Annotated in this window: 24 protein-coding genes and 1 pseudogene; 8 read left to right on the top strand and 17 right to left on the bottom strand. The window is 60.5% G+C overall.

All coding sequences use genetic code 11. The features are described 5' to 3' along the window. Positions 1 to 39: 39 nt before the first annotated feature. Both pgeF and rluD read right to left on the bottom strand, forming a co-directional pair. Positions 40 to 765, bottom strand: coding sequence for a peptidoglycan editing factor PgeF (pgeF, locus tag M2397_RS00620; RefSeq protein WP_131698488.1), 726 nt, complete (start codon positions 763 to 765; stop codon positions 40 to 42). Continuing rightward, positions 762 to 1,724 carry a 23S rRNA pseudouridine(1911/1915/1917) synthase RluD gene (gene rluD, locus M2397_RS00615; RefSeq protein ID WP_090409564.1) on the bottom strand — a complete coding sequence of 321 codons (963 nt, stop codon included), beginning with the start codon at positions 1,722 to 1,724 and terminating at the stop codon, positions 762 to 764. The genes pgeF and rluD overlap by 4 nt, the downstream gene beginning before the upstream one ends. Positions 1,725 to 1,873: 149 nt before the next feature. On the opposite strand from rluD, the gene M2397_RS00610 reads away from it, so the two are divergent. Both M2397_RS00610 and M2397_RS00605 read left to right on the top strand, forming a co-directional pair. Further along, entirely contained in the window at positions 1,874 to 2,899 is a 1,026-nt protein-coding gene (locus M2397_RS00610) for an outer membrane protein assembly factor BamD (protein WP_131698489.1), read from the top strand. 126 nt (positions 2,900 to 3,025) lie between these two features. Then, positions 3,026 to 3,259 carry a PP0621 family protein gene (locus M2397_RS00605; protein ID WP_131698490.1) on the top strand — a complete coding sequence of 78 codons (234 nt, stop codon included), beginning with the start codon at positions 3,026 to 3,028 and terminating at the stop codon, positions 3,257 to 3,259. Here M2397_RS00605 and thiO read toward each other — a convergent pair. The 5 genes from thiO to pilV form a co-directional block, all read right to left on the bottom strand. Then, entirely contained in the window at positions 3,246 to 4,355 is a 1,110-nt protein-coding gene (gene thiO / locus M2397_RS00600) for a glycine oxidase ThiO (protein WP_131698491.1), read from the bottom strand. The two genes, M2397_RS00605 and thiO, sit on opposite strands and share 14 nt — an antisense overlap. Before the next feature lie 62 nt (positions 4,356 to 4,417). Beyond that, positions 4,418 to 4,819: a type IV pilin protein gene (locus tag M2397_RS00595; RefSeq protein ID WP_259242135.1), complete on the bottom strand. Its 402-nt coding sequence runs from the start codon at positions 4,817 to 4,819 to the stop codon at positions 4,418 to 4,420. 11 nt (positions 4,820 to 4,830) lie between these two features. Further along, positions 4,831 to 5,358: a pilus assembly protein gene (locus tag M2397_RS00590; protein ID WP_259242450.1), complete on the bottom strand. Its 528-nt coding sequence runs from the start codon at positions 5,356 to 5,358 to the stop codon at positions 4,831 to 4,833. Between the two features lie 10 nt (positions 5,359 to 5,368). Continuing rightward, entirely contained in the window at positions 5,369 to 6,076 is a 708-nt protein-coding gene (locus M2397_RS00585) for a prepilin-type N-terminal cleavage/methylation domain-containing protein (protein WP_259242134.1), read from the bottom strand. Continuing rightward, the gene (gene pilV, locus M2397_RS00580) at positions 6,073 to 6,558 is read right to left on the bottom strand and encodes a type IV pilus modification protein PilV (RefSeq protein ID WP_259242133.1); all 486 of its coding nucleotides are present in this window, start codon (positions 6,556 to 6,558) and stop codon (positions 6,073 to 6,075) included. The genes M2397_RS00585 and pilV overlap by 4 nt, the downstream gene beginning before the upstream one ends. Before the next feature lie 204 nt (positions 6,559 to 6,762). On the opposite strand from pilV, the gene M2397_RS00575 reads away from it, so the two are divergent. After that, complete coding sequence (locus tag M2397_RS00575) at positions 6,763 to 7,344, top strand: GspH/FimT family pseudopilin (protein WP_145335411.1); 582 nt, start codon at positions 6,763 to 6,765, stop codon at positions 7,342 to 7,344. On the opposite strand, the gene ispH is transcribed toward M2397_RS00575, so the two are convergent. The 6 genes from ispH to murJ all read right to left on the bottom strand — a co-directional run bounded on the left by ispH (position 7,298) and on the right by murJ (position 14,764). Continuing rightward, entirely contained in the window at positions 7,298 to 8,245 is a 948-nt protein-coding gene (ispH, locus tag M2397_RS00570; RefSeq protein ID WP_027606852.1) for a 4-hydroxy-3-methylbut-2-enyl diphosphate reductase, read from the bottom strand. The genes M2397_RS00575 and ispH overlap by 47 nt on opposite strands. A 126-nt stretch (positions 8,246 to 8,371) precedes the next feature. Beyond that, complete coding sequence (gene fkpB / locus M2397_RS00565; protein WP_174244855.1) at positions 8,372 to 8,809, bottom strand: FKBP-type peptidyl-prolyl cis-trans isomerase; 438 nt, start codon at positions 8,807 to 8,809, stop codon at positions 8,372 to 8,374. A 7-nt stretch (positions 8,810 to 8,816) separates the two neighbouring features. Then, positions 8,817 to 9,329, bottom strand: coding sequence for a signal peptidase II (lspA, locus tag M2397_RS00560; protein WP_131698498.1), 513 nt, complete (start codon positions 9,327 to 9,329; stop codon positions 8,817 to 8,819). Beyond that, the gene (ileS, locus tag M2397_RS00555; protein ID WP_131698499.1) at positions 9,322 to 12,153 is read right to left on the bottom strand and encodes an isoleucine--tRNA ligase; all 2,832 of its coding nucleotides are present in this window, start codon (positions 12,151 to 12,153) and stop codon (positions 9,322 to 9,324) included. Before ileS ends, lspA begins: the two co-directional genes overlap by 8 nt. A gap of 14 nt (positions 12,154 to 12,167) precedes the next feature. Continuing rightward, on the bottom strand, positions 12,168 to 13,106 hold the full coding sequence (gene ribF, locus M2397_RS00550) for a bifunctional riboflavin kinase/FAD synthetase (protein WP_065924072.1): 939 nt from the start codon (positions 13,104 to 13,106) through the stop codon (positions 12,168 to 12,170). A gap of 119 nt (positions 13,107 to 13,225) precedes the next feature. Beyond that, positions 13,226 to 14,764: a murein biosynthesis integral membrane protein MurJ gene (gene murJ / locus M2397_RS00545; protein ID WP_131698501.1), complete on the bottom strand. Its 1,539-nt coding sequence runs from the start codon at positions 14,762 to 14,764 to the stop codon at positions 13,226 to 13,228. A 253-nt stretch (positions 14,765 to 15,017) separates the two neighbouring features. Here murJ and rpsT point away from each other — a divergent pair, with 253 nt between their 5' ends. Next, the gene (gene rpsT / locus M2397_RS00540) at positions 15,018 to 15,296 is read left to right on the top strand and encodes a 30S ribosomal protein S20 (protein WP_003188401.1); all 279 of its coding nucleotides are present in this window, start codon (positions 15,018 to 15,020) and stop codon (positions 15,294 to 15,296) included. 202 nt (positions 15,297 to 15,498) lie between these two features. Here rpsT and M2397_RS00535 read toward each other — a convergent pair whose 3' ends face one another. Beyond that, positions 15,499 to 15,984 (bottom strand): peptidylprolyl isomerase, encoded by a 486-nt coding sequence (locus tag M2397_RS00535; RefSeq protein WP_027606858.1) that lies wholly within the window; start codon positions 15,982 to 15,984, stop codon positions 15,499 to 15,501. On the opposite strand from M2397_RS00535, the pseudogene M2397_RS00530 reads away from it, so the two are divergent. The 3 genes and pseudogenes from M2397_RS00530 (at position 15,953) to M2397_RS00520 (ending at position 19,349) form a co-directional block, all read left to right on the top strand. Continuing rightward, positions 15,953 to 16,292: pseudogene (locus M2397_RS00530) on the top strand (DUF3565 domain-containing protein). The gene M2397_RS00535 and the pseudogene M2397_RS00530 overlap by 32 nt on opposite strands. A 60-nt stretch (positions 16,293 to 16,352) precedes the next feature. After that, positions 16,353 to 18,452 carry a phosphate acetyltransferase gene (gene pta, locus M2397_RS00525; RefSeq protein ID WP_053131777.1) on the top strand — a complete coding sequence of 700 codons (2,100 nt, stop codon included), beginning with the start codon at positions 16,353 to 16,355 and terminating at the stop codon, positions 18,450 to 18,452. Beyond that, complete coding sequence (locus M2397_RS00520) at positions 18,453 to 19,349, top strand: acyltransferase (RefSeq protein WP_131698503.1); 897 nt, start codon at positions 18,453 to 18,455, stop codon at positions 19,347 to 19,349. It begins immediately after the preceding gene. Between the two features lie 115 nt (positions 19,350 to 19,464). Here M2397_RS00520 and cysN read toward each other — a convergent pair whose 3' ends face one another. From cysN to M2397_RS00505, 3 genes are all read right to left on the bottom strand, one after another. Beyond that, positions 19,465 to 21,363 carry a sulfate adenylyltransferase subunit CysN gene (cysN, locus tag M2397_RS00515; protein ID WP_259242132.1) on the bottom strand — a complete coding sequence of 633 codons (1,899 nt, stop codon included), beginning with the start codon at positions 21,361 to 21,363 and terminating at the stop codon, positions 19,465 to 19,467. Positions 21,364 to 21,372: 9 nt separating this feature from the next. Continuing rightward, complete coding sequence (gene cysD / locus M2397_RS00510) at positions 21,373 to 22,290, bottom strand: sulfate adenylyltransferase subunit CysD (RefSeq protein ID WP_017137614.1); 918 nt, start codon at positions 22,288 to 22,290, stop codon at positions 21,373 to 21,375. A 136-nt stretch (positions 22,291 to 22,426) separates the two neighbouring features. After that, positions 22,427 to 23,185, bottom strand: a complete 759-nt coding sequence (locus M2397_RS00505; protein WP_259242131.1) for a Nif3-like dinuclear metal center hexameric protein — start codon at positions 23,183 to 23,185, stop codon at positions 22,427 to 22,429. A gap of 102 nt (positions 23,186 to 23,287) precedes the next feature. Here M2397_RS00505 and algW point away from each other — a divergent pair, with 102 nt between their 5' ends. Further along, positions 23,288 to 24,442: a Do family serine endopeptidase AlgW gene (gene algW, locus M2397_RS00500; RefSeq protein WP_184744864.1), complete on the top strand. Its 1,155-nt coding sequence runs from the start codon at positions 23,288 to 23,290 to the stop codon at positions 24,440 to 24,442. Positions 24,443 to 24,547: the final 105 nt, after the last annotated feature.

The following is a 24,547-nucleotide window of genomic DNA, read 5'->3' as shown; positions in this document are numbered from 1 at the left end:
CGGTTGATATGGATCAGCATTGACCCAGATCAGCAGAGTCTAGCGTTCAAGCCAGATAAGGGAGGCAAAACGTCCGGTGCGGGGGCTGCGCCGGTACGAAAAGAAGCGTGGATCGGTCACGGTGCAGAAGCCACCACCATAAACAGCAGTGACGCCACGCGCAGCAAGGCGCAGGCGGGCCAACTGATAGATATCGGCCATGAATTTGCCGGGATTGCGGCTTGGTACAAAGGCTTCGACCGTTGTCGGCAGTTGCTGAATGAAGGCTTCACGCACTTCGGGGCCGACTTCAAAGGCTTGCGGGCCAATCGCCGGGCCCAGCCAGACCAGTACGTCGGCAGGCTCCGCATCCAGGCGTTCAAAAGCGGCTTCCAACACACCAGCCGCCAGCCCACGCCAGCCGGCATGGGCTGCCGCGACACGGGTGCCAGCACGATTGCAGAACAACGCAGGCAGGCAATCGGCGGTCATCGCGGTGCAGGCGATGCCAGGGGTGCTGCTCCAGCTGCCATCGGCTTTGGCGGTGCGGCCAGGGTCGGCCTCGACCACATCCACGCCATGAACTTGGCGCAGCCAGGCCGGCTGAATATCGAAGGCTTCTGTAAGGCGACGACGATTCTCAAGGACGGCCTCAAGGCTGTCCTCAACGTGATCGCCCAGGTTAAGGCTGTCGAACGGCGCCAGGCTGACGCCGCCCGTACGGGTAGTCACACAGGCTTTCACCCCGACAGGCGCGGGCCAGTCAGGAATCAGCCAGTTGTTCACCCGACAAACGCCTCGCGATCCTGCTTGAGCAGCGACAGCAACCAGACAAAATCGTCTGGAAGTGGCGATTCCCAGCTCATGCGCTTACCGCTCGTCGGATGGTCCAGCTCCAGGAAACGTGCATGCAAGGCCTGGCGCGGGAACGTCTTGAGCGATTCGACCATGGTCTGGCTCGCCGCAGGCGGAATGCGGAAGCGGCCACCGTAGGCAGGATCGCCTACCAACGGGAAGTTGATATGGGCCATATGCACGCGAATCTGGTGGGTACGACCGGTTTCCAGCTTGACCCGCACATGGGTGTGGGACCGAAAACGCTCCAGCACGCGGTAGTGGCTCACCGCCTGCTTGCCGCCTTCCATCACCGCCATACGCTGGCGCTGCTGGCCGTGGCGACCGATCGGGGCGTTGATCTTGCCACCCGCCACGACCACGCCGATCACGATGCACTCGTAGATACGGCTGACGCTGCGGCTCTGCAATTGCGTCACCAGTTGCGTTTGCGCCTGAATGGTCTTGGCCACCACCATCAAGCCGGTGGTGTCTTTGTCCAGACGGTGCACGATGCCGCAACGCGGCACGTTGATAATGTCCGGGATGTGGTGCAGGAGGGCATTGAGCAAAGTGCCATCAGCGTGCCCGGCCGCCGGGTGAACCACCAGGCCTGCGGGTTTGTTGATGACCAGGATGTCGTCGTCTTCATAGACGATATCCAGCTCGATGTCCTGGGCGACCCATTCTCCCTGGGCTTCCTGCTCGGCAGTCAGCTCAAGAATCGCACCACCATGGACTGTGTCTCGCGGGCGGATAACCGCTCCATCCACAGTCAGGCGGCCGTCTTTGATCCAGGCGGAAAGGCGCGAGCGCGAGTGCTCAGCGAATAATTGTGCGGCGACTTGATCGAGGCGTTGGCCGCCCAATTCGGACGGCACCTCTGCGCGAAGTTCAATTTTATCGGACATGCTCAGACTAGGCGTGGCACAGCCTTTGGTTTCGGCTGCGCGCTTGTGGTTAAATACGGCGTCTTTTGCCCCGAGGCTTTCAACGGGGCGCTCATCATAACAGGACGGCCCCGCCCAAGACAGCGGCCGTCATAGGGACGCAAGCCGCCATGCAAGTGAAACACCTGCTGCTGATCGCCATCCTCGCCATGACTGCTGCTTGCTCGTCAACAAAGGAAGTCGTCGACGAAAACCTGAGCGAAGTCGAGCTGTACCAACTGGCACAGAAAGACTTGGACAATAATAGCTACACCAGCGCCACAGCGAAGCTGAAGGCACTGGAGTCGCGTTATCCGTTCGGGCGCTACGCCGACCAGGCCCAGCTTGAGCTGATCTACGCCAACTACAAGAACGCCGAGCCGGAAGCGGCCAAGTCCGCCGCCGAGCGTTTCATCCGCCTGCACCCGCAGCACCCGAACGTGGACTACGCCTACTATTTGAAGGGCCTGACCTCGTTCGACCAGGATGTTGGCCTGCTGGCGCGCTTCCTGCCGCTGGACATGACCAAGCGCGACCCGGGCGCCGCCCGCGACTCCTACAACGAGTTCGCCCAGCTGACCAGCCGCTATCCAAACAGCCGCTACGCACCGGATGCCAAGCAGCGCATGATCTACCTGCGCAACCTGCTGGCGTCCTACGAAATCCACGTGGCCCACTACTACCTGACCCGTCAGGCTTATGTAGCCGCCGCCAACCGTGGTCGTTATGTCGTAGAAAACTTCCAGGAAACGCCGTCCGTGGGTGACGGCCTGGCGGTGATGACCGAGGCTTACCAGCGTCTGCACCTGGACGAGCTGGCCAACACCAGCCTGGAAACCCTGAAGCTCAACTACCCTGATCACCCGAGCCTGAAAGACGGCCAGTTCGTGCCTCAGGTTGCCGAAGCGGACAACCGTTCGTGGCTGAGCAAGTACACCCTGGGCCTGATCGAATCGCGTCCACCGTTGCCGCCGGGTGAAACCCGCGCCAACCAGGACGTGATCAAGCAGTTCCAGGATGCCAAGGAAGCCATTCCTTCGGACCTCAAGCCGCATGACGAGAACGGCGACGTGATCGAGGAAGAAGAGCCGCAGGCCCTGGGCAACAACCAGGACCGCTCGTGGTTCAGCTACATGACCTTCGGTGTGTTCGACTGAGTCTGTCGACGCAACGCAAAAAAGGAGCCCCGAGGGGCTCCTTTTTTATGGGTTAGCATTATTGCGCTGTGCGCCTGCCACGTCCTTGGCTAAACTGGCGCATTACTTATCGAGAATCCGCCCATCATGCTTCGTCTTCTGTTCTGGATTGCCGTTATTGCTGCCGCGGTATGGTTCTGGCGCAAATTCAAAAGCCCGAGCGCCAGGCAGCAACGCACCAGCGAGCCCGGTGCAGCATTGATGGTGCGTTGTGCACACTGCGGCGTGCACTTGCCACAGGATCGCGCTCTGAGTTCGCGCCAGGAGTGGTATTGCACCCAGGCGCATCTGGAGCAAGGACCGAAATCTATCCAGCGTTGATCCGACCTTCGGGGGCATAGGGTGCCGGGTCGATAATCGGAGCACGTTCCAGTAGCAAATCGACAAATAACTGGCACGATGCCGGCGCCAGGACCAACCCGTTGCGGTAATGACCGCAGTTGAGCCACAGCCCTTTAAAACCGGGGACCCGGCCGATATAGGGGATGCCCTCCGGCGAGCCGGGCCGCAAGCCGGCCCAATGCCCCACCACTTCGGCGTCGGCCAGGGCTGGAATCAGTTCCACAGCCGAGGCCTTGAGGCTTTCCAGTGCGGTGTCGGTAGGCGTCTTGTCGAACCCCTCATGTTCCAGCGTGCTGCCGATGAGAATGTGTCCGTCACGCCGAGGGATCGCATAACGCCCTTTGGCCAGGACCATGCTCGACAGGAAGTCCGAGGCGCACTTGTACAAAATCATCTGCCCCTTGACCGGCTCCACCGGCAGCGCCAGTCCCAACGTGGCGAGCAACTCACCGCTCCACGCCCCCGCTGCAAGCACCACTTGATCCCCCAGAATCGGCCCCTCTGCCGTATCCACGCCAACGACATTGCCGCCGTCCAGAATAAAACCGGTCACTTCACACTGTTCGTGAACGGTCACGGCAGGCAACGCCAATAGCGCGGCCTTCAGGGATTTGACCAGGCGCGGATTGCGCACGTTGGCCACGTTGGCCATGTAGATTGCCTGGGAATACCCACCGCCCAGAACAGGGACAGCATCATGGGCGGCAGATACATTCACTTTGCTCAGGGGCCGGCCTTCACGGGCCGCCCAGTCCAGTGCCTCGGTTTCGTCGTCCAGGTCCAGCCAGTACAAGCCCGTGGTATGAACCTCCGGGTCGACACCGGTAGCGGCAAACAGCCGATCAGCCAGTTGCGGATAAAAGTCCTGGGACCAATGGGCCAACGCTGTGACCGCCGGGCTGTAGCGCCACGGATAGAGTGGCGACACAATGCCCCCGCCCGCCCATGACGACTCCTGCCCGACACCGGCGCGCTCCAGCAGGGTTACAGCCTGCCCCTGGGTCGCCAGATTAAACGCCGTCAACAAGCCGATGACTCCGCCACCGACAATCACCACTTGCTGTTGCTTAGCCATCATTTGATCCAGCCGATAAATAGGAAAACGCGCACCCGGCGCCCAATCATCCAGCACCCCCATCATTGCCCCCAGCATATCTGGCGCGACATTTCAGGTGCAGCACCCGGATTGCCACGCGCACCAGTGCTGCCCAAGCTGAAGTCACCGCAAGGGTCGCCAGCCATCACCGAGTCAGCACCCGGCGTAGCGACCAGGTAGAAATCCTGAGGGTTCAACGCTGCGGTGATTCTATAGCGATGATTGCCCGTACTGACGCCGCTTGCGTCAATAAAAGTGCCGTTCCTCACATAAAAGCGCTCCAGATGCTGAGCTTGCTCAGTCAGCAGCGCGACAATTTCCGCGCGGTATACCTTTTTCACATGGGCGATGTACCCGGGATAAGCGATTCCGGCCAGAAATGCGATGATCGCCACGGCGATCAATAACTCGATCAGGGTAAAGCCCTGGCTGTCCTTGCCCATTCCAATGCTCCTTATTGAAGTTGCCGCCACGAAACCCGCCGAAACCGCGAGCCACTTTCCTCCTCCACCCGCGCATACACGCTCTCCAATACCGTGCGCGATTGGCCACTGAGCCCGACCGCTGTTATCCGGTACAACGTCGCCAGGGTTTGCGGCGGCACATGCGGCAGCCCTACAGCCGGCCCCAGGGATTGAATACCGTAGAGTCCACCCTTGATGGCAACCCAGTTAACCGATGACACAGGATGGGGTCCGGCACCCACCACCGAAAACGCTTCATCCGGTGGCCCGCAGGCAGCGATCGACGGGCACTGCGGCAAAGCCGCCCCCTTTCGCCTCACACCTTGCTCTCCAAGCCTCAAACCACTTTCTGCAGTTTGCAGCGACTGGTTGCGGTGCCACAGGCTGCCTGCGATCTTTTGCTGGGTTATCGCCCCCTCTATGGAAGACAGGCCGATCACCGACAACAGCAGCAAAAACACCAGGCTTATCAGCAGGACCATTCCCCGCTGCCGCGACAAAACACCTTCCGCCTGCATCATGGCCTCCCTACCCCACACGGTTTCGCAGCGCCGCCACGACGCTGTAGGTTTGATCTTTTACCCGCCCCGTCGGGTCTTGCAGCGTCATGCGGATGCGTACGCTGCGGATCAAGGATTCTTCGGTTGGGATAGCGTCATAACGCACAACCCGAACGGATGCCGGGCTGGCAGCCACGCCGAAACTGACATCGAAAGCCCGTACGTTATCCACCAACACAGCCTTGGCCGGCGCGGCAGGCGTGCTGACCTTCAACTGGCCCGCCTCGAAGGTGTAGGTCAGTTGCCGAATCGCAAAACGAATCTGCCCGGGAGCAGGCGCAGGTGAGCTGCCTGAATAGGCTTGAGCGGTAGCAGTGCAGTCGGAGAGCACCGTCCAGTCAGGCCTGCCATCGCCGACATCGGCGGTGACCAGCGTCAGCGACTTTGAACTGTCCCCGGCACTCCAGCTGACAGGCCTTTCAAAGGCTGGCGGGGCGTTCTCGATAAAGACCGGGGCCAAACAGCCAAACATTCCCGCCTGGCGAATGTCCTGGATCATCTTGCCCAGTACAAACCGCGCATCATCCTGCAGCAACATGGCCGCCTGATGGCTGGCGTAGGTCACTCGGGAACTGATCAGCACTTGGCTCCCCCCCAGCACCAGCACTAAACCGACGACCAGGGCCAGCAACAATTCCACCAGGCTGAAACCTCTAACTCTAACTCCATGTCTCATCGCATCACACCAGGCTCATTGTCGATGCGACTGGTCAGGGTGAAGGTTTCCCGCGCGCCAGGCCTATTTGCACCCCGGCTGTCATCCCAACTGATACTGACAGTCACTTCGTCTGCACTGACCGCCACGGAGCCTTTGGCACTGTCCCCGGCAAAACCGCGGATATTGGCCTGGAAATCATGTAGGTCCACATCACGCACGCTGGTGGTCGCAGTACTCGTCGGCGCCCGTTCGTCCCGGCGCAATGAATAGTCGGCGCCGGAATTGGCACGGATTCGGTCGAGCATATCGTAAGCGATGAAACTGGCCTGGCTGGTCATCCTCGAATTGTCGGTGTACTTGAGGGCGTTGAGCTGGAGCACCACCGCACCTAGCAGGCCGACGGCGAGAATCAGCACCGCCACCAGCACTTCGATCAACGTCGTGCCGATTTCATAACGAGGAAAAGCCAGGGGCGAACAGGTTTTCAGGCAAGTAAGCATTACCGTCGTCATCCATGTCGAGGGCCGAAGAAAAACAGGAAAACCCTGCCGTGCGACACCAGACTAGCGTCGGTTTTTGACCAGCGCTGCCCACGGAACAAAGGGAAATACTTTGGACACAAAGGCCACCATTCGGTAACCCGAACTGGACGCTATACCTAGATTTCAACCCGCTATGCACACACGTCCACGGAGGGACGGCGTATGGAACAACGAGGTTTCACCCTGATCGAACTGCTGCTCGGACTGCTCGTGAGCGGCATCCTGGCGCATCTGGCCACCCCCAATTTCATGGGCCTGCTGGCATCACAGCAGCGACAAAGCGCCGCGCAATCACTGACGAACGGACTTCGCTTCGCGCGCACTGAAGCCATCGCGCGCAATCGGGCAGTGGTCATCCATGCACTGGACGATGACTGGAGCCAGGGTTGGCGGGTCATTTTGGATGTAAGTGGGCGCGGTCATCTGGACGACGACAACCCGGTGCTACTGGAACGCCAGGGCAGCGGTCGGGTGCCGATAGTCGGGAATGGACCGGTTAAAAGCCAAGTACGCTTCAGCGGGCTGGGCGAACCGGTATTTGCTGGGGGAGGTTTTCGTGCTGGCACTGTACACATCTGCGCCACGGACTCGCTGCAGAGCCTGCACCAGGTGGTGCTGGCGCCCAGTGGGCGCATCAGCCTGCGCAGCGATAGAGCCGAACAGGCGTTGTGCCGAAGTTACTTCGGCACCCTGGCATTCAGAGCAGCGAGCGAACCCGCAGCTCCTTGGGCATGGAGAAAGTGATGTTCTCTTCACGACCGGCCAACTCATCGGCGCCCGTAGCCCCCCAGGCATGCAACTGCTGGATGACACCGCGCACCAGGACTTCCGGGGCCGAAGCGCCCGCCGTGATACCAATACGCTCGACACCATCGAACCAACTGCGCTGCATATCTTCAGCACCGTCGATCAGGTATGCCGGTGTCGCCATGCGTTCGGCCAATTCGCGCAGGCGGTTGGAGTTGGAGCTGTTAGGGCTGCCTACCACCAGCACTACATCGCATTCATCGGCCAACTGCTTGACTGCATCCTGGCGGTTTTGGGTGGCATAGCAGATGTCGTCCTTGCGTGGCCCACCAATGGCCGGGAAGCGGCTGCGCAGCGCGTCGATCACGCGGCTGGTGTCATCCATGGACAAAGTGGTCTGGGTCACGAATGCCAAACGCTCAGGGTTGTGAACCTGCAAGCTGGCGACGTCTTTTTCGTCTTCCACAAGGTAGATGGCGCCACCATTGCTGCCGTCGTATTGGCCCATAGTGCCTTCGACCTCCGGGTGGCCGGCATGGCCGATCAGGATGCATTCGCGACCATCACGGCTGTAGCGCGCGACCTCGATATGTACCTTGGTGACCAGCGGACAGGTGGCGTCGAATACTTTCAGGCCACGGCCAGCCGCTTCGGTACGTACGGCCTGGGAAACACCGTGGGCGCTGAAGATAACGATAACGTCGTCCGGCACCTGCTCCAGTTCTTCGACAAAGATGGCGCCACGTGCACGCAGGTCTTCGACCACGAACTTGTTATGGACGACCTCATGGCGCACATAAATCGGCGGCCCGAAGACTTCCAGGGCGCGGTTGACGATTTCGATCGCCCGGTCCACGCCGGCGCAGAAGCCACGGGGGTTGGCGAGTTTGATTTGCATGCTGTGCCTCGTGTCTGGCGCTTGGTCAGAGTTGATGCTAGTGAACTGACAATGGAGATCAAAGGAGGGAGGGGGCTTGCCCCCTCCCTCCCCGGCCCGATCCCACATTTTAGATCGGGGCGTTGATCAAAGTGCTTTAACGTCGAAGATTTCAACGTCGAACGTCAAGGTTTTACCGGCCAACGGGTGGTTGAAGTCGATGGTTACTTGCGCGTCATCGAAGGTTTTGACCACACCAGGCAGCTCGGTATTCGCCGCATCGTTGAAAATCACCAGCAGGCCTTCCGATAGGTCCATGTCCTGGAACTGCGAACGCGGGATGATCTGCACGTTTTGCGGGTTGGGCTGGCCAAAGGCGTTTTCCGGCAGAATCTGCAGGGTGCGCTTGTCGCCGGCCTTGAAACCGAACAGTGCCGCTTCAAAACCCGGCAACAGGTTGCCGTCGCCGACCTTGAAAGTCGCCGGGGCTTTGTCGAACGTGCTGTCGACCGTGTCGCCATTCTCCAGGCGCAGTGCGAAATGCAAGGTGACTTCCGTGTTCTGGCCGATGCGTTGCTCAGCCAATACCTGATCAGTCATTGACGGTCTCTCCGGTTTTCTTACTTTTGAACATGTCCAGCGCCAGCATGATTGCGCCGACGGTGATGGCGCTGTCGGCAAAATTGAACGCCGGGAAGTAATGGCGGTTCTGCCAATGCACCAGGATGAAGTCGATCACATGGCCCAAGGCAATACGGTCGTACAGGTTGCCCAGGGCGCCGCCCAACACCAGGGCCAAGGCGATGGCCAGCCAGGTTTCATCGCGGCCCAGGCGTTTGAGCCAGACCACGAGCACCGCGCTGACCACCACGGCGATCAGCGCGAACAGCCAGCGTTGCCAGCCGCCACCGTCAGCCAGGAAGCTGAAAGCGGCACCGGTGTTGTAGGCCAGGGTCCAGCTGAAGTAATCCGGGATCACCACGATTTGCTGGAACATTTCCAGGGAGCCCTCGAAGTGAGCCTTGCTGACCTGGTCAATGACCAGGACCAGCACGCTCAGTACGAGCCAGCCCAGACGTCCGAAACGACTGGCTGCATTAGGCATAGTGGCGAACCTCGCCTTCACCGGAGATGTTGTCGACGCAACGACCGCAGATTTCCGGATGCTCAGGGTTCACCCCGACATCTTCCCGGCAGTGCCAGCAACGGGCGCACTTAGGGAAGGCCGACTTGACCACTTTGAGCTTGAGGCCCGGTACTTCAGTGGCCACGGCGTCCGCCGGTGCCTGGGCAAACGGTGCCAGGCTCGCAGTGGAAGTGATCAACACGAAGCGCAGCTCGTTGCTCAACTTGGTCAGGTCGGCAGTCAGGCCTTCCTCGGCAAAGAGGGTGACTTCGGCCTGGAGGTTGCCACCGACGGCCTTGGCCGCACGCTGAACCTCCAGCTCCTTGTTCACCGCAACCTTGACGGCCATTACGCCTTCCCAGTACTCGCGGCCCAGTTCGAAGTCGGCCGGCAGTTCGGTCAAGCCTTGGTACCAGGTGTTGAGCATGACGGACTCGTTACGCTCGCCCGGCAGGTATTCCCACAGTTCGTCGGCGGTGAAGGCCAGGATCGGTGCGATCCAGCGCACCAGCGCTTCGGAGATGTGGTACAGCGCGGTCTGCGCCGAACGGCGGGCCTTGCTGTTGGCACCAGTGGTGTACTGGCGATCCTTGATGATGTCGAGGTAGAAACCACCCAGCTCCTGCACGCAGAAGTTGTGGATCTTCGAGTACACGTTCCAGAAGCGGTATTCGCCGTAGTGCTCTTGCAACTCGCGTTGCAGCAACAGGGTACGGTCCACAGCCCAACGGTCCAGGGCAAGCATGTCCTCGGCCGGCAGGATGTCGGTGGCCGGATTGAAACCGGTCAGGTTCGACAGCAGGAAGCGTGCGGTATTACGGATACGGCGGTAGGCGTCGGCGCTACGAGCCAGGATCTGGTCCGATACGGCGATCTCGCCCGAATAATCGGTCGACGCCACCCACAGGCGCATGATGTCGGCACCCAGCGTGTCATTGATCTTTTTCGGTTCGATCACGTTCTTCAGCGACTTGGACATCTTGCGGCCCGTCTCGTCGACGGTGAAGCCGTGGGTCAGCAGCTCGCGGTACGGCGCGTGGTTGTCGATAGCGCAACCGGTCAGCAACGAGGAATGGAACCAGCCACGGTGTTGGTCGGAGCCTTCCAGGTACAGGTCGGCACGCGGGCCGGTCTCGTGGCCCATCGGGTGCGAGCCGCGCAGCACGTGCCAGTGGGTGGTGCCCGAGTCGAACCATACGTCCAGGGTGTCGCTGATCTTGTCGTACAGCGGTGCCTCGTCGCCCAGCAGCTCGGTAGCATCCAGCTTGAACCAGGCTTCGATGCCTTCCTGTTCGACACGCTGGGCCACCACTTCCATCAGTTCGACGGTACGTGGGTGCAGCTCACCGCTTTCCTTGTTAAGGAAGAACGGGATCGGCACACCCCAGTTGCGTTGACGGGAGATGCACCAGTCCGGACGGTTGGCGATCATCGAATGCAGGCGCGCCTGACCCCAGGCCGGTACGAACTTGGTGTCTTCGATGGCCTTGAGCGAGCGCACACGCAGGGTGTCGCCGCTGGTCGGCTCTTTGTCCATGCCGATAAACCATTGCGCGGTGGCGCGGTAGATCAGCGGGGTCTTGTGACGCCAGCAGTGCATGTAGCTGTGCTTGATGGTGTCGGTTTGCATCAGCGCACCGACTTCACGCAGCTTGTCGATGATCGGCTGGTCGGCCTTGAAGATGAACTGGCCGCCGAAGAATTCCAGCGACGGCACGTAAACACCGTTGCTTTGCACCGGGTTGATGATCTCATCGTTGACCATGCCGTACTTTTTGCAGATCACGAAGTCGTCCACGCCATAGGCGGGCGAGCAGTGAACCACACCGGTACCCGAACCTAACTCGACGTAGTCAGCCAGGTACACCGGCGACAGACGGTCATAGAACGGGTGACGGAAGTTGATCAGTTCCAGCGCGGAACCGGTGGTGGTGGCAATCACCGAACCTTGCAGCTCGTAGCGAGCCAGGCACGCTTCGACCATTTCCTCGGCCAACACCAGCAGGCGATCACCGACGTCCACCAAGGCGTAGGTGAATTCCGGGTGCACGTTCAGCGCCTGGTTGGCGGGAATGGTCCACGGGGTAGTGGTCCAGATCACGATGGCAGCCGGTTTGCTCAGGCTTGCCAGGCCAAACGCCTGGGCCAGCTTGGCGTCGTCGGCAATCGGGAAGGCTACGTCGATGGTCGAGGACTTCTTGTCTTCGTACTCGACTTCCGCTTCAGCCAGGGCCGAACCGCAATCGAAGCACCAGTTCACAGGCTTGAGGCCCTTGAACACGAAACCGCCCTTGACGATTTCGGCCAAGGCACGGATTTCACCGGCCTCGTTCTTGAAGCTCATGGTTTTGTACGGGTTGTCCCACTCGCCCAGCACACCCAGGCGGATGAATTCGGACTTCTGCCCTTCGATCTGCTCGGCAGCGTAGGCACGGCACAGCTCGCGGGTTTTATCGGCACCCAGGTTCTTGCCGTGGGTCACTTCGACCTTGTGTTCGATCGGCAGGCCGTGGCAGTCCCAACCCGGGACATAAGGCGCGTCGAAGCCCGAAAGGGTTTTCGAGCGCAGGATCATGTCCTTGAGAATTTTGTTCAGCGCATGACCGATGTGAATCGTGCCGTTGGCATAAGGAGGGCCGTCGTGCAGAACGAATTTCGGACGATCCTTGCCAATTTCGCGCAACTTTCCGTACAGGCCAATACTGTCCCAGCGCTGCAGGATCTGCGGTTCGCGCTGTGGCAGGCCGGCCTTCATTGGGAAGGCGGTGTCCGGAAGGTTTAGCGTGGCTTTATAGTCGGTCATTTAAGGCTCTTCGGTTAGCGATGGGCGCTAGGTGCGGCTAGTGCACGGGCGGCGGCGACATCCGCATTGATCGCCGTTTTCAACGCCTCAAGGGAGGCGAAACGCTGCTCTTCACGCAGCTTCTGGTGGAAAACCACCGTCAAACGCCGGTCATACAGATCACCGGCAAAATCCAAAAGGTGAACTTCCAGGTGGGCCTTGCCATCACCTGCAACCGTGGGCCTGACGCCTATGTTGGCGACTCCCGGCCACGACTGGCCGTCGATGTCGACGCTGACCAGGTAAACCCCGGTCAGCGGCACACGGCGGCGCTTGAGTTGCACGTTGGCGGTTGGCGTGCCCAGTTGGCGCGCCAGCTTCTGGCCGTGCAGTACCCGCCCGGCAATGCGGAACGGGCGACCGAGCAAACGCTCGGCCAAGGCGAAGTCGGCAGCGGCCAGGGCGTTACGCACTTGGGTGCTGCTCACGCGCAGGCCATCCAGTTCGACGGTTTGCGCGGCTTCGACGGTAAAACCCTGGGTGATACCGGCGTGTTGCAGGAATTCGAAATCCCCGACCCGGTCGCAACCAAAACGGAAGTCGTCGCCGACCTCCAAATGCTGTACGCCCAGGCCATCTACCAGTATGCGGTCGACGAACTCGGCGGCACTGAGGCTTTGCAAACGCTGGTTGAAAGCCAGGCAGAGGACGCGGTCCACGCCTTCTTCGGCCAGCAGTTGCAGCTTGTCCCGCAGGCGGGCCAGACGCGCCGGCGCCGTTTCCGGGGTGAAATATTCCCGCGGCTGCGGCTCAAAAATCACCACGCAGCTGGGTACGCCCAACTCAACCGCACGCTCGCGCAGCCGGGCCAGGATAGCCTGGTGACCACGGTGAACACCGTCAAAGTTGCCAATAGTGGCGACGCAGCCCCGATGCTCAGGGCGCAGGTTGTGGAGACCTCGAACCAGCTGCATAACGCGCTTCTTGCTCATAAAGTGGTCGATTATAACCACACCCGGCCCCGGACGACAGGCAACAGCGCAGGGCAAATGGATCGAATCGATAAAACAACCGTTTTATCGCGACAAACTCTCTAACTCAACGACTTGCGATTGAAATCCCGCAGGCGGAAGCCCTGCAGCAGCAACATCCCGAAGTACACCACCACACCGGCCACCACCAGCATGCCCAGGCGCATGAAGCGCTCCAGCATATGGCCTTCATCCCAGGCCGGCATGAAGTGCATCAGGCCGAGCAATACCGCCGACATCATCGCAACAGCCACCAGTAACTTGAGGGCGAACATGCCCCAGCCAGGCTGAGGCTGGAACATCTGTTGCTTACGCAGTTGATAAAACAGCAGGCCGGCATTGATGCAGGCTCCAGCACTGATGGCCAGGGCCAGGCCGGCATGGGCCAGCGGGCCGATAAACACCAGGTTGAGCAGTTGCGTGACGATCAGGGTGAAGATCGCGATCTTTACCGGGGTGCGGATGTTTTGCTGGGCATAGAAACCAGGCGCCAACACCTTGATCACGATGATGCCGAGCAGGCCGACGGAATAAGCCACCAGCGCATGCTGAGTCATCAATGCATCATGGGCATCGAATTGCCCGTATTGGAACAGCGACACTGTCAGCGGCTCGGCCAGGATCCCCAAGGCCAGTGCGCACGGCAACACCAGGACGAAGCACAGGCGCAGCCCCCAGTCGAGGATGCGCGAGTATTCCTGGCGATCTTTGCTGGCGTAGGTGCGCGCCAGCGTCGGCAGCAAAATGGTGCCCAGGGCCACGCCCAGCACGCCGGACGGTAACTCCATGAGGCGGTCGGCGTAATACATCCACGACACCGAGCCGGATACCAGCAACGAGGCGAACGCGGTGTTGATGATCAGGGAAATCTGGCTCACCGACACGCCAAGGATCGCCGGCAACATATTGCGCATCACACGCCAGACGCCGGTGTCCTTGAGGTTCAGGCGCGGCAATACGAGCATGCCGATCTTTTTCAGGTGCGGCAGTTGGTAGAGCAACTGCGCCAGGCCACCGGCCAGCACGGCCCAGCCAAGGGCCATGACCGGCGGATCGAAGTAAGGTGTCAGGAACAGGGCAAAGATAATCATGCTGACGTTAAGCAGCGTCGGCACGAACGCCGGTACCGAGAAACGGTTCCAGGTGTTGAGGATCGCACCGGCCAGGGATGACAGCGAGATCAGCAATATATAAGGAAAGGTCACTCGCAACAGGTCAGTGGTCAGCGCGAATTTTTCCGGCGTATTGGCAAAACCCGGCGCCGTGGCCCAGATCACCCAAGGCGCGGCGAGCATGCCGACGATGGTCACCAGCATCAACACCAGGGTCAGCAGGCCCGAGACGTAGGCAATGAAGGTACGGGTCGCCTCCTCCCCCTGCTGGGTCTTGTACTCGGCCAGAATCGGCACGAACGCCTGGGAAAATGCGCCCTCGGCAAAGATCCGCCGCAGCAGGTTGGGCAGTTTAAATGCAATAAAGAACGCATCCGTGGCCATGCTGGCGCCAAAAATACGCGCCAGCAGGGTGTCACGCACAAACCCCAAAACCCGGGAGATCATCGTGATAGAGCTGACGGCGGCCAACGATTTGAGCAGATTCATTGAAAGAGTTTGCGCCTATAGATAAAGAGCAGGCGAACTAAGCGCCTACTTATGCGATACTGCGCGCCTGCAACAGCACAGCGCCAAAGCTCGCGAGTTTACAGGTCAAGCGCCGGAAATAAATCACCCGCCTCTTCAGATCGACCACTCAGCAGTTCGCATCAGCCGGCCTTGACAACACATCAAGTCATCGGCATGATTCGCGGCCTATTTTGTTTGCTATTTCCTAAAAAGTCTTTCGAGGAGCTCGACGGTGGCCAACACACCTTCCGCCAAAAAACGTGCAAAACAGGCTGAGAAGCGTCGCAGCCACAACGCCAGCCTGCGTTCCATGGTTCGTACCTACATCAAGAATGTAGTTAAAGCCATCGACACCAAAGACGCTGAAAAAGCTCAAGCAGCTTACGTTCTGGCTGTGCCAGTTATCGACCGTATGGCCGATAAAGGCATCATCCACAAGAACAAGGCCGCTCGTCATAAGAGCCGCCTGAATGGCCACATCAAGGCTCTGAGCGTTCCTGCTGCAGCCTAAGTGGTAGCAACTGCAACGCAACCCCGGTTGCGAAACAGTTAAGAAATGCCCCATACCGAAAGGTCTGGGGCATTTTTGTTTGTGCCTGAAAATACACCACGAGCAAAATGTGGGAGGGGTATCCGGTAGAGATTTTCAAGCGCACAAAAAAACGCCCCGAACCAGTCGGGGCGTTTTTGCTACCACTTGATCAAAACATCAATCAATGGTGATGACCGCCTTCACCGTGGACGTGACCGTGGGCCACTTCTTCCTGGGAAGCGTCGCGGATGGCAACGATCTTCACTTGGAAGTTCAGGCGCTGGCCAGCCAGAGGGTGGTTGCCGTCGACGGTGACGTCGTCGCCGTCCAGATCACGGATGGTGACGATCTGCATTTGACCGTCCGGCGCGGAAGCGTGGAACTGCATGCCCACTTCCAACTCATCAACACCTTCGAACATGCTGCGGCTCAGGGTGCTGACCAGTTCGGCGGAGTATTCGCCGTAGGCATCTTCAGGTTCTACGGCAACGGTCAGCTCATCACCAACGCTCTTGCCTTCCAGAGCCTTTTCCAGGCCTGGGATGATGTTACCTGCGCCTTGCAGGTAGACCAGCGGCGCGCCGCCGGCTGAGCTGTCGATGACCTCACCAGCGTCGTTGGTCAGGGTATAGTCGATGGAGACAGCCTTGTTAGCGGCGATCGTCATGGGGCGAGACCTTTTGCATAAGAATGAAGAACGGACAAGTCTAAACAAGGATTTGCCCGAAAGCGAACAGAACCCGGACGGACGGGGCCGATCAACGGCATCCTTGATCATCGGTTTCCACTAGGACGAGGAGGGTCACTGGGTTGCCGAGCTGTCTTGCGGCCACACCCAGCACCTGCGCCACCAGCCTCCGTGGCAGTCCCGCGCCTGGGTTCTGGACCCCGCGCAGCGCCTGGAAAAAATAGGCCAGCCCTTTGCCTGCGGCTGGTGTGCGCAAGCGCCCGAATAACGATAACCTTGGCACCTGATTCCCGGCAGGCACTCAACCATAGAGCGCCACCGAAGCCATGCACCTCCAGAGAATTCGCATGCAGACTTTTTTTATCGCGCCCACCGATTTTGGTGTGGGCCTGACCTCCATCAGCCTTGGGCTGGTGCGTACCCTTGAGCGAGCCGGCCTGAAAGTCGGCTTCTTCAAGCCGATTGCCCAGCCGCACCCTGGCGATACCGGCCCTGAGCGCTCCACTGAACTGATAGCGCGCACCCACGGACTAAAACCACCACAGCCCCTGGGCCTGGCTCACGTGGAGCGGATGCTCGGCGACGGCCAGCTCGACGAACTGCTCGAGGAAATCATCACCCTTTACCAGCAAGCCGCCGTGGGCAAGGACGTGCTGATCGTCGAAGGCATGGTGCCGACCCGCAGCGCCAGCTATGCGGCCCGGGTCAACCTGCACCTGGCCAAGAGCCTGGACGCAGAAGTGATCCTGGTCTCGGCCCCGGAAAACGAAGTGCTCACCGAACTCTCCGGCCGCGTGGAATTGCAGGCCCAACTGTTCGGCGGCCCGAAAGACCCGAAAGTGCTCGGCGTGATCCTGAACAAGGTACGCACCGACGAAAGCATGGAAGCCTTCTCGGCGCGCCTCAAGGAGCATTCCCCCTTGCTGCGCAGCGGTGATTTCCGCCTGCTCGGCTGCATTCCTTACCAGCCGGAACTCAACGCGCCGCGCACCCGCGACGTGGCCGATCTGATGGGCGCGCAGATCCTCAACGCCGGCGACTACGAAACCCGGCGCATGACCAAGATCATCATCTGCGCCCGCACCATGCGTAACACCGTGGAGCTGCTCAAGCCCGGCGTGCTGGTGGTGACCCCCGGCGACCGTGACGACATCATCCTCGCCGTCAGCCTGGCCGCGATCAACGGCGTGCCCCTGGCCGGCCTGCTGCTGACCAGCGATACCCTGCCCGACCCGCGCATCATGGAGCTGTGCCGCGGCGCCTTCCAGGCTGGGCTGCCGGTTTTGTCGGTGAGTACCGGTTCCTACGAAACCGCCAACCTGCTCAACAACCTCAACAAGGAAATCCCCATTGATGACCGCGAGCGCGCGGAGATCATCACCGATTTCGTCGCCAGCCACCTCGACGCGCGCTGGCTGCACCAGCGCTGCGGCACGCCACGGGAGATGCGCCTGTCGCCGGCGGTGTTCCGCTACCAGTTGATCCAACGCGCCCAGGCTGCCAACAAACGCATTGTGCTGCCCGAGGGCAGCGAGCCGCTGACCGTGCAAGCCGCCGCCATCTGCCAGGCAAGGGGCATCGCGCGCTGCGTGCTGCTGGCCAAGCCGGCTGACGTGGAAGCCGTCGCGCGCGCCCAAGGCATCGAATTGCCCGAAGGCCTGGAGATTCTCGACCCGGACCTGATTCGCCAGCGCTACGTCGAGCCCATGGTTGCCCTGCGCAAGAGCAAGAGCCTGAATGCGCCGATGGCCGAGCAGCAACTGGAAGACACCGTGGTGATCGCCACCATGATGCTCGCACTGGATGAAGTGGACGGTCTGGTCTCCGGAGTTATCCACTCCACCGCCAACACCATTCGCCCGGCCTTGCAGCTGATCAAGACCGCACCGGGCTGCACCCTGGTGTCATCGGTGTTCTTCATGCTGTTCCCCGAGCAGGTGCTGGTCTACGGCGACTGCGTGATGAACCCGCACCCAAGTGCCGCCGAGCTGGCGGAAATCGCCTTGCAAAGCGCCGACTCGGCCGCCGCCTTCGGCATCACCCCGCGTGTGGCGATGATCAGCTACTCCAGCGGCGACTCGGCCAGCGGTGAGGAAGTGGAGAAGGTCCGCGAAGCCACCCTGCTCGCTCATGAGCAGCAAAGCTCGCTTCTGATCGACGGCCCCCTGCAATACGACGCCGCCGCCAACGAAACCGTCGCCCGCCAACTGGCCCCCGACAGCCTGGTCGCCGGTAAAGCCACCGTGTTCGTGTTCCCAGACCTGAACACCGGCAATACCACGCACAAGGCCGTGCAACGCAGTGCCGATTGCGTCAGCCTGGGGCCGATGCTCCAAGGCCTGCGCAAACCGGTCAACGACCTGCCTCGTGGCGCCCAGGTCGACGACATCGTGTACACCATCGCGCTGACTGCGATCCAAGCCGCCAACCGACCTATGGATATCTAAATGCTGGATTTTCTACCTGCCGCCGTACGCGGGGTGATCGCGTCCTTGTTGCTGGCGCTGAACACGATCCTGCTGTGTTCGTTCCTGTTTGTCGTGGCGCTGTTCAAGGCCCTGCCCTTCGCCAAACGCTTCAGTGAATGGCTGATGAACCACACCCATGAAGCCTGGGTCACCAACAACAAGGGTTGGATGAACCTGGTGCGCAGCACCCGCTGGCACCTTAAAGGCCTTGAAGGCCTGGACTACCAGCACTCGTACCTCGTCACCAGCAACCACCAGAGCTGGGTCGACATCATGGTCCTGCAATACGTGCTCAATCGACGCATTCGCCCGCTGAAGTTCTTCCTCAAGCAGGAGTTGATCTGGGTGCCGGTGATTGGCTTGGCGTGGTGGGCGTTGGGCTTTCCGTTCATGAAGCGCTACACCAAGGCCTACCTGGAGAAGCACCCGGAGAAAAAAGGCAAAGACCTGGAAACCACCCGCAAGACCTGTGCGAAGTTTCGCAACAATCCGGTGGGCATTTTCAACTTTGCCGAAGGCACGCGCTTTACGCCGAGCAAGCACGCACAGCAGAAGTCGCCGTTTCGCTACCTGCTCAAGCCCAAGGCGGGTGGTATCGCGTTTGTGCTGGATGCCATGGGGGAACAGCTGAAATCACTGGTCAACGTGACCATTCACTACCCTGGCGGACGCCCTGGGTATTGGGATTTGCTGTGCGGGAATGTGAAGGAAGTGGTGGTGCAGTTTGAAGAGGTGCAGATTCCGGCCGAGTTTATCGGCAAGAATTATGAGCAGGATGGGGAGTATCGGTTGGCGTTCCAGGGGTGGATCAACCAGCTGTGGGAAACCAAGGATGCGTTGCTGGACCGTCTTCACAAAGATTTTCCAGACAAATGATGAACAAAACGTGGGAGGGGGCTTACCCCCGATAGAGGTGGATCAGTGACAGATGTACTGACTGACACACTGCTATCGGGGGCAAGCCCCCTCCCACATTTGACTGCAGCGAGGTTTAGATCGCGCCGCGCTGACGCAACAGCTCCAGCACTTGCTTGACACTGTCGTCCAGCGACAGGGCCTGGGTGTCGATTACCAGGTCGGCATTCAACGGCACGTCGTACGGGAAGGATTCGCCAGGGATGTTATCCCCACCCGCCGCGTACAGGCCCTGCGGATCACGCTCGGCACACACCAGCGGCGAGGCCTGCACGTACACGGTCAGCAGGCGGTCGCTGCCAATCAGCGCCTTGGCCTGTTCACGGCCTTCGGCATCCGGGGCGACGAACGCGGCCAGGGTCAGCAGGCCGGCTTCGTTGAACTGACGCGCCACGTGAGCGGCACGACGCCAGTTCTCGGTACGTCCGGCACGGTCCTGCGGCAACCCTTTATTCAGGTCGTGACGCAGGTTCTGGCCATCCAGCACAAACACCGCACGGCCCATGTCGAACAGCTTGCGCTCGACCGCATAGGCCAAGGTGCTCTTGCCCGCGCCTGACAGGCCGCTGAACAACACAGTGGCCGGTTGCTGGCCGAAACGCAGGGCGCGCTCCTCGGTGGCGACATGGGCCAACTTGCCATGATGGGCCGCACTGCCGTGGGTAATCGGCGGTGCGATGATCATGCCGGCGCCCACGGTGCCGTTGGTCAAGCGATCGATGACGATAAACGCACCGGTGGTGCGGTTGCTGTCGTAGCCATCCAATGCGATGGCGGCGTCGAGGCTGACCTTGACCCGGCCGATTTCGTTCAACTGCAGCGAGCTAGCCGGGCCTTCGGCCAGGGTGTTCACGTCCACACGGTGCACGATGCTGGTGATGGAACCCGGCACGTAGCTGGTGGCGCGCTTGATGTCATATTTCTTGCCCGGCAGCATCGGTTCTTCGGCCATCCACACCAGCATGGCGTCGAAGGCGTCGGTCACTTGCGGCACGTTGTCGGCATGCACCAGCAGGTCGCCACGGGAGATGTCGATCTCGTCTTCCATGGTCAGGGTCACGGCCTGGCCGGGGCCGGCGTGCTCCAGCTCACCTTCGAAGGTGACGATGGATTTGACGCGGCTGCTCTTGCCCGACGGCAGCACCACGACGTCGTCGCCCTTGTGCACGATGCCGCTGGCCAGGGTGCCGGCAAACCCACGGAAGTTCAGGTTCGGACGGTTGACGTACTGCACCGGGAAACGCAGGTCGGTGTAGTTGCGGTCGTTGGCGATCTCGACGGTCTCGAGGATCTCCATCAGCGACTGGCCGGTGTACCACGGCGAGTGCTCGCTCTTGTTCACCACGTTGTCGCCCTTGAGCGCCGACATCGGCACGAATGCCATGGTGCTCGGCTTGAAGGCGATGCCCTCGGCGAACTTCAGGTAATCGGCCTTGATCGACTCGAACACGCTTTGATCAAAGCCATTGATGTCCATCTTGTTGACGGCGATCACGATGTGCTTGATGCCCAGCAACGAGGCGATATAGCTGTGGCGACGGGTCTGGGTCTGCACGCCGTAGCGGGCGTCGATCAGGATGATCGCCAGATCACAGGTGGAGGCACCGGTGGCCATGTTGCGGGTGTACTGCTCATGGCCGGGGGTGTCGGCGATGATGAATTTGCGCTTGGCGGTGGAGAAGTAGCGGTAGGCAACATCGATAGTGATGCCCTGCTCACGCTCGGCCTGCAGACCGTCGACCAGCAATGCCAGGTCGATGTCGTCACCGGTGGTGCCGGACTTTTTCGAGTCACGGGTGATGGCTTCCAGGTGATCTTCGTAGATCATCTTGGAGTCGTGCAGCAGGCGCCCGATCAGGGTGCTCTTGCCGTCGTCGACGTTGCCACAGGTCAGGAAGCGCAACATTTCCTTGCGCTCGTGCTGGCCCAGGTAGGCGAGGATGTCCTCGCTGATCAAATCAGATTGATGCGACATGACAGCCCCTTAGAAATAGCCTTGACGTTTTTTATCTTCCATCGAGCCTGCACCATCGTGGTCGATGACACGGCCCTGGCGCTCGGAAGTTCGCGTCAGGAGCATTTCCTGAATGATGTCCGTCAGCGTCTCGGCTTCGGACTCCACCGCGCCCGTCAACGGGTAGCAGCCAAGGGTACGGAAACGTACTTTCTTTTTGACGATTCGGGCTTTGTCTTCGTCGGACAGGTGCTCGAGGATGCGGTCGTCGTCGATCATGATCAACGTGCCGTTCTTCTCGATGACATCGCGTTCGGCGGCGAAGTACAGCGGCACGATCGGGATGCCTTCCAGGTAGATGTACTGCCAGATGTCCAGCTCGGTCCAGTTGGACAGCGGGAACACACGGATCGACTCACCCTTGTTGACGTTGCCGTTGTAGACGTTCCACAGCTCCGGGCGCTGGTTCTTCGGGTCCCAGCGGTGCTTGCTGTCGCGGAACGAGTACACGCGCTCTTTGGCACGGGATTTCTCTTCATCGCGACGGGCACCGCCGAAGGCAGCGTCGAAACCATGCTTGTCCAAGGCCTGCTTGAGGCCTTCGGTCTTCATGATGTCGGTGTGCTTGGCGCTGCCGTGGGTGAACGGGTTGATGCCCTGCGCCACGCCGTCCGGGTTGACGTGGGTGATCAGGTCCAGGCCCAGCTCTTCGACCATTTTGTCGCGGAACTTGTACATCTCCTGGAATTTCCAGCGGGTGTCGACGTGCATCACCGGGAACGGCAGCTTGCCCGGGAAGAAGGCCTTGCGCGCCAGGTGCAGCATCACGGCGGAGTCTTTACCGATCGAGTAGAGCATCACCGGGTTATCGAACTCGGCGGCGACCTCGCGGATGATGTGGATGCTTTCCGCCTCCAGCTGTTTCAGATGCGTCAGTTTGTCGACCATGGTTACTCACGGAAAAACGATCTTATGGACGGCCAGCGGGCCGTGTTCGAGCGGGGCATGCTAGCACAGCACCTTCTTCTATTCAGGGCGCCAGCTAGATCGAAACGGTATATCAATATGCCCCAAGGTTTGGCCGTCAAATCGGGTTGGGGCAATCGATGAACAGATGCTCCAAGGCAAAGCGCCGCGCCAGGTAGTCGCCCAGCGCCTGTACGCCGTAACGCTCGGTGGCGTGGTGGCCGGCGGCGATAAAGCTGATGTCGTTTTCCCGGGCGCTGTGGAAGGTTTGCTCGGAGGCTTCACCGCTCAGGAACAAGTCGACGCCGGCGGCGATGCCGTTGTCGATGTAACCCTGGCCGCCACCGGTGCACCAGCCGACGCGGCGGATCATCTGGCTGCCTTCGATCAGCAGCGGCTCGCGGCCCATCACATCCTGCACACGCCGGGCGAAGTCGCGGGGCGACAGCGGTTCGGCGAGCGAGCCGACCAGACCGACGATCTTGGGGTTGCTCGGGTCCAGTGGGCCTTCGACGGTGACTTCCAGCTGTCGGGCGAGTTGCACGTTGTTGCCAACGTCGGGATGCAGGTCCAGTGGCAGGTGGTAGGCCAACAGGCTGATGTCGTGCTTGAGCAGGGTTTTCAGGCGGCGTTGCTTCATGCCGGTGATACAGGGGTTTTCGCCTTTCCAGAAATAACCGTGGTGCACCAGGATCAAATCGGCCTGGGCTTCGACGGCCGCGTCCAGCAGGGCCTGGCTGGCGGTCACGCCGCTGACGATGCGCATCACTTGCGGCCGCCCCTCGACCTGCAGGCCATTGGGGCAATAATCGGCAATTTTTGCGCTGCCAAGGTAGCGGTCCGCTTCCTCGACGAGGGTGGTAAGGGGGACGGCCATAAAAGACTCCTAAATATCCCGTTCCGAGGCGCTCGCAGCCTCGTATAATGCGCGACATTATGGGCGCTCTCCCGCCCCCTGCAACCTGTCAGGACTTACTTGATGCTCAAGGCACTGCGTTTTTTTGGATGGCCATTGCTGGCTGGCGTGCTGATCGCGATGCTGATTATTCAGCGTTATCCCCAGTGGGTGGGCTTACCCACCTTTGATGTCAACCTGCAACAGGCACCGCAGACCAGCTCGGTGGTGCAAGGCCCGGTGACTTACGCGGACGCGGTGGTCATCGCCGCTCCGGCCGTGGTCAACCTGTACACCACCAAGGTCATCAACAAGCCGGCCCATCCGTTGTTTGAAGATCCGCAGTTCCGCCGTTATTTCGGTGACAACGGGCCCAAGCAGCGCCGCATGGAGTCCAGCCTGGGTTCCGGGGTGATCATGAGCCCCGAAGGCTACATCCTCACCAATAACCACGTGACCACCGGGGCCGACCAGATTGTGGTGGCCCTGCGTGACGGCCGCGAAACCCTGGCCCGTGTGGTGGGCAGCGACCCGGAAACCGACCTAGCGGTCCTGAAGATCGATTTGAAAAACCTGCCGTCCATCACCCTCGGCCGCTCCGATGGGCTGCGGGTGGGTGATGTGGCACTGGCCATCGGCAACCCGTTCGGGGTGGGCCAGACGGTGACCATGGGCATCATCAGCGCCACCGGGCGTAACCAGCTGGGGCTGAACAGCTACGAAGATTTCATCCAGACCGACGCGGCGATCAACCCGGGCAACTCCGGCGGCGCACTGGTGGATGCCAATGGCAACCTGACCGGCATCAACACGGCGATTTTCTCAAAATCCGGCGGTTCCCAGGGCATCGGCTTTGCGATCCCGGTGAAGCTGGCGATGGAAGTGATGAAGTCGATCATCGAGCACGGCCAGGTAATTCGTGGCTGGCTGGGGATTGAAGTGCAGCCGCTGACCAAGGAGCTGGCCGAGTCGTTTGGCCTGACCGGGCGCCCTGGCATCGTGGTCGCCGGGATCTTCCGCGATGGCCCGGCACAGAAAGCCGGCCTGCAGTTGGGGGATGTGATCCTCAGCATCAACGGCGAACCGGCCGGTGATGGGCGCAAGTCGATGAACCAGGTGGCGCGGATCAAGCCGACCGACAAGGTGGCGATCCAGGTGATGCGCAACGGTAAAGAAATCAAGCTGCTGGCGGAAATCGGCCTGCGCCCACCGCCTGCACCGGTCAAGGAAGAGGAATAAATCACCTCGGCAGGTACCCGTTCGCGGGTACCTGTAAGCTCATGTTTCAGAGCAGAAGCATTCTCATTGGACATGTTATATTGTTTCAATATCGCCATTGGAACG

Origin of the sequence: Pseudomonas sp. BIGb0381, from assembly GCF_024809815.1 — a bacterium.
GTDB lineage: Bacteria > Pseudomonadota > Gammaproteobacteria > Pseudomonadales > Pseudomonadaceae > Aquipseudomonas.
This window is presented reverse-complemented; position numbering and strand designations above follow the sequence as displayed.

Excerpts from the sequence above, each read along its gene's own strand:
- murJ (WP_131698501.1), bottom strand. The coding sequence starts at position 14,764 with ATGAATCTGCTCAAATCGTTGGCCGCCGTCAGCTCTATCACGATGATC.
- M2397_RS00505 (WP_259242131.1), bottom strand. The coding sequence starts at position 23,185 with ATGGCCGTCCCCCTTACCACCCTCGTCGAGGAAGCGGACCGCTACCTT.
- M2397_RS00595 (WP_259242135.1), bottom strand. The coding sequence starts at position 4,819 with ATGGGCAAGGACAGCCAGGGCTTTACCCTGATCGAGTTATTGATCGCC.
- cysN (WP_259242132.1), bottom strand. The coding sequence starts at position 21,363 with ATGTCGCATCAATCTGATTTGATCAGCGAGGACATCCTCGCCTACCTG.
- pilV (WP_259242133.1), bottom strand. The coding sequence starts at position 6,558 with ATGCTTACTTGCCTGAAAACCTGTTCGCCCCTGGCTTTTCCTCGTTAT.
- M2397_RS00535 (WP_027606858.1), bottom strand. The coding sequence starts at position 15,984 with ATGACGATCGCCGCTAACAAGGCTGTCTCCATCGACTATACCCTGACC.
- ileS (WP_131698499.1), bottom strand. The coding sequence starts at position 12,153 with ATGACCGACTATAAAGCCACGCTAAACCTTCCGGACACCGCCTTCCCA.
- M2397_RS00605 (WP_131698490.1), top strand. The coding sequence starts at position 3,026 with ATGCTTCGTCTTCTGTTCTGGATTGCCGTTATTGCTGCCGCGGTATGG.
- pta (WP_053131777.1), top strand. The coding sequence starts at position 16,353 with ATGCAGACTTTTTTTATCGCGCCCACCGATTTTGGTGTGGGCCTGACC.
- algW (WP_184744864.1), top strand. The coding sequence starts at position 23,288 with ATGCTCAAGGCACTGCGTTTTTTTGGATGGCCATTGCTGGCTGGCGTG.
- M2397_RS00585 (WP_259242134.1), bottom strand. The coding sequence starts at position 6,076 with ATGAGACATGGAGTTAGAGTTAGAGGTTTCAGCCTGGTGGAATTGTTG.
- cysD (WP_017137614.1), bottom strand. The coding sequence starts at position 22,290 with ATGGTCGACAAACTGACGCATCTGAAACAGCTGGAGGCGGAAAGCATC.
- M2397_RS00610 (WP_131698489.1), top strand. The coding sequence starts at position 1,874 with ATGCAAGTGAAACACCTGCTGCTGATCGCCATCCTCGCCATGACTGCT.
- ribF (WP_065924072.1), bottom strand. The coding sequence starts at position 13,106 with ATGCAGCTGGTTCGAGGTCTCCACAACCTGCGCCCTGAGCATCGGGGC.
- M2397_RS00575 (WP_145335411.1), top strand. The coding sequence starts at position 6,763 with ATGGAACAACGAGGTTTCACCCTGATCGAACTGCTGCTCGGACTGCTC.
- ispH (WP_027606852.1), bottom strand. The coding sequence starts at position 8,245 with ATGCAAATCAAACTCGCCAACCCCCGTGGCTTCTGCGCCGGCGTGGAC.
- M2397_RS00590 (WP_259242450.1), bottom strand. The coding sequence starts at position 5,358 with ATGCAGGCGGAAGGTGTTTTGTCGCGGCAGCGGGGAATGGTCCTGCTG.
- M2397_RS00520 (WP_131698503.1), top strand. The coding sequence starts at position 18,453 with ATGCTGGATTTTCTACCTGCCGCCGTACGCGGGGTGATCGCGTCCTTG.
- lspA (WP_131698498.1), bottom strand. The coding sequence starts at position 9,329 with ATGCCTAATGCAGCCAGTCGTTTCGGACGTCTGGGCTGGCTCGTACTG.
- rluD (WP_090409564.1), bottom strand. The coding sequence starts at position 1,724 with ATGTCCGATAAAATTGAACTTCGCGCAGAGGTGCCGTCCGAATTGGGC.
- thiO (WP_131698491.1), bottom strand. The coding sequence starts at position 4,355 with ATGGCTAAGCAACAGCAAGTGGTGATTGTCGGTGGCGGAGTCATCGGC.